The organism is Spirochaetales bacterium (assembly GCA_016930085.1).
In the GTDB taxonomy this organism is placed as follows: Bacteria; Spirochaetota; Spirochaetia; order SZUA-6; family JAFGRV01; genus JAFGHO01.
On the sequence record JAFGHO010000017.1, the window covers coordinates 1 to 3,670 of the forward strand.

The following is a 3,670-nucleotide window of genomic DNA, read 5'->3' on the forward strand; positions in this document are numbered from 1 at the left end:
ACACAATATGAAAAGAAAGATTTACTCTTTGGGTATATAAAAAAAATGAAGGATACGACACGTTTCCGGATGACGGAAAGAAACGGCATCATTTATTTTTTCGATCAAAGGACGAGCGATATCGTCGAAATATCGGACTCATTACGCGAACTCGTTACAACAAATACCGCAGATGAGTACAACATGGTATTGAGACGCTTATCTCAGGAAGAAATAATGGATAATACCGATTTTCTTTCCGCCGTACTGGATATTCCCGACACCCCCGTTCAATGCACCAGATCGAGATCGGAAATATCCGTTTTGAAACTCAACGCGGGTTCGAAATGCAATTTGTCATGCGCCTACTGTTTCAGGGACAAAGGGGAAAACCGCCTCATCGAGGACGGGGGACTCGTGTATAAAGCGATCGACGGGATGGTGAATGATTTCGGCAGGGACGCACGGTCGTATACGGTATGCTTCAATCTTGCATCGGAACCACTTCTTTACCCCGGCCTCATGAACGATATCCATGATTATCTGAAAAAGACGGAGGCCCGTACCGGAAAAAGAATGGAGCTTTTTTTCATTACCAACGGCACCATTCTTTCGCCCCCGCTTATAAAAACAATAAAAAGAATCAGAAAAAACAGGCCCGTTTCCATCAGTATCGACGGACCCAAAGAGGTCCATGACGCGCTCCGCGGATATCCGGGGGGAAAAGGAAGTTATGAGGTGATCACCGCCAACATTCAATCATTCAGGAAAAAAGGTCTTCCAATATCGGCTGAAAGCGTCATCACGGCACGCCATCCCTACCCGCTCGACATTCTCAGGCACCTTAGCGGATTGGGCTTTGAAAGCGTCAATATGAAACCCGTGCGGAGGGGAACCCCGTATTCATTTGATGAAAAAAGCATCGGGGCTTTGAAAACAGGCTATGACGAGTATTTTACGTTTCTCGAGGAAGCGCTTCTCGATGAAGACTATTTTGTTTTGAAATTGCTGTGCAAGGATTACGCGATACGGCCGTTATGGAGGATGCTGTTCAACCACAAAATCAATCTGCGGTGCGGGTGGGGCGTCAACCAGATTTCGATGGATCACCGGGGCGACTTTTATCCCTGTGATTCGGTGATGGGAATGGAGGCATACAGAACGGGGAACGTCCGTGACGGGATCGACTGGAACAGATACCACGCCGACCTCGCCTGCGAACGGCGCGGTGAATGCGACCGCTGCTGGGCGCGGCACATCTGCGGAGGCACCTGTTATGTCAACGGGATTATCGGTAACAACGATATGCTCGCCGTCGATCCGGTCGAATGCACCCTGACAAAACATCTGATCGAGTCGAATCTTTCTTTGATATGCGATCTGCTGCACGCGGGTGCCGATATCGAGGCGATAAAGGAGGTGCTGAAAGCGAACCTCAAAGAAATATATCTTTTGTGAGACAAAACGCCATACGCAAAAAAAGGAGGTGACATGATGGAACCGCGCGTGAAAAACAAATCACCACCGTCGTGAAATACGATTATTACCACACCTATAGGTGCCCTACACAGGTATGTGCGTGACTATTATATAAATAAAGGAAAGGAATGTTTCATGCGAAAAACAATATCCATTTTCATCGTATCACTGATAATGGTGATTGGACTTCTGGGATGCGGGATAGAATCGCATCTTCCGGTCGAACTTCTTCCCGAAGATTCGGAGGTGACCGAATCCTCGCCGGAAGCGGTCACTCACCTCGAAGATACAGGCTTTTCCGGTGACGCTCTCATCGGGACGATACTATTGGGCGGGGCGTCAAGAACAGGGCTCAACGGTTATGACTCGAATTACATGAAGATCGTTTCCCGGGATGATGAAGAGGTCGTTATCGAAATCGATTTCAGGCCGGGAAACGGTAAACCCGATAAAACCAGGCTGTTACTCTCGACGTATTTCAAAAATCCCGTCGAAGGCTATACGATGAATATCGGCGACTCGGCGACGAATGACGGCAATGGGGGAGATTCGGGAACACAGGAAAACGACGCGGAACTCCACATAAAAGACAATACACTTGCCGTTTATCTCAGCGACAAAGCCCTTTTACAGTCAAAGAAAATTCATACGGAAGCCGATCATACGACGGACAACTATTCAAAGAATATTCGATATGAAATTTCAGATTGCAGGCTGCGCTACTGGAAGGACTTTCAAAGCGGCGGTTCGAAATATGTCAACATCAAACACAATTATCTGTGGGCGTTGAACGGCCAACCGGACAAAGAAGGTCCTGAAAATTACATTATCTATATCGCTTTCAACAGGGTCGTAAAAAAAAGCAGCAACAGACGAGGCTCGGGCGTGGATATCGTCTATCTCTACTTGTGCTGACGGACCGGGATGGAGGAATCGTTTTAAGGACGGGGGCTTCCCGTCCCCGTCCGGATATGTTTACGGTCGCAGGCGGTTTATGATCCTGCCGGCGACATTGTGAGGATAAGGAAAGTATGAAAAAAAACTTGTCCTTTTACCTGAATCATGATATACTGTTGGCAAAATTCAGATTGACAAGTATGCATCGTGTGAAAAAACGGAAAACCATTTTTCTTTCGAGGTAAAAAATCATGTATGGTAAAGCAATGTTCATTTCTCTTTTTCTTTTCCTTCCATCGCTTCTTTTTTCAGCCGGCGGGAGGGGAATCGAGGCGGAGAAGGAGGCCGACAAGCCTGTCTTGAGGATAGGGAAACAGTATGCCCTCCTCATCGGTATCTCGGCGTATAGACAATGGATCCCGCTCCGCAACCCGGTTCACGATCTCAGGGAGATAAGCGGCATCCTCACCTCCCGTTACCGCTACGCTAAAAAAAACGTGATCGAACTCTACGACCGCAAGGCGACCAAGGCGAATATCATCAGAACGTTCGAAACACTCCAGAAACAGCTCACCCCCGACGATTCACTCCTAATCCTGTATTCCGGCCACGGCCACCTGGACGCAAAGACCAATTCCGGATTCTGGATTCCGGTCGATTCGGGGAAGGATGTCTACAAGCAGGAAAACTGGCTTCCCAACTCCCAGATAAGGGGACTTGTCTCGAATATCGAAGCCAATCACGTGCTGCTCCTCGTCGACTCCTGCTTTTCCGGTGACATCATCGACGGAACACGCTCCATCACCGGGATGAATGATTATTTCGTCAACGCCTACAGCCACGTCTCGAGGCAGGTCATCACTTCCGGGGCGTCCGAAACGGTGCCCGACAATTCCGAGTTCTGCCGGCAATTGAAAAGAATCCTTAAACAGAACAGGGAACCCTATCTCGATTCGATCATCCTGTATAACGAGATAAGACTCGGCATGCGGAAAACCCTTCCCGTCATCGGAAGTCTCAGCGGAACCGGCCACCAGGACGGTTCCAGTTTCCTCATTTTTCTCAAGGAGGAAGAAATACCGGCTGAAATCGAGATATCCGCCCGCGTTGACGGGAGCATCGTCCTGGACGGGGAGGAGCAGGGAACCATCCGTGCCGGAAAATCCTCGACCCTCGAAGTGAAAGCGGGAAACCACACGGTCGCAGTCCGCTATGACGAAGAAAACCGTGAGGAAAAAACCCTCTCGATCGGCGGCGGAGAAAAGAGCAGCCTCGTCTTTACATGGGAGCCGAAACGCTTCGGCGCCCTCAGCAT

The 3,670-nt window shown here is 49.0% G+C and carries 3 protein-coding genes; all 3 read left to right on the forward strand.

Features of this window, described 5'->3' with window-relative positions; all coding sequences use genetic code 11:
* The coding region (locus tag JW881_02960; GenBank protein ID MBN1696453.1) for an SPASM domain-containing protein at positions 1–1,437 on the forward strand (1,437 nt) is incomplete at its 5' end.
* Positions 1,438–1,593: 156 nt separating this feature from the next.
* Positions 1,594–2,373 (forward strand): hypothetical protein, encoded by a 780-nt coding sequence (locus tag JW881_02965; GenBank protein ID MBN1696454.1) that lies wholly within the window; start codon positions 1,594–1,596, stop codon positions 2,371–2,373.
* A gap of 233 nt (positions 2,374–2,606) precedes the next feature.
* Positions 2,607–3,670, forward strand: a 1,064-nt coding sequence (locus tag JW881_02970) for a caspase family protein (protein ID MBN1696455.1), incomplete at its 3' end; no start/stop codon positions are given.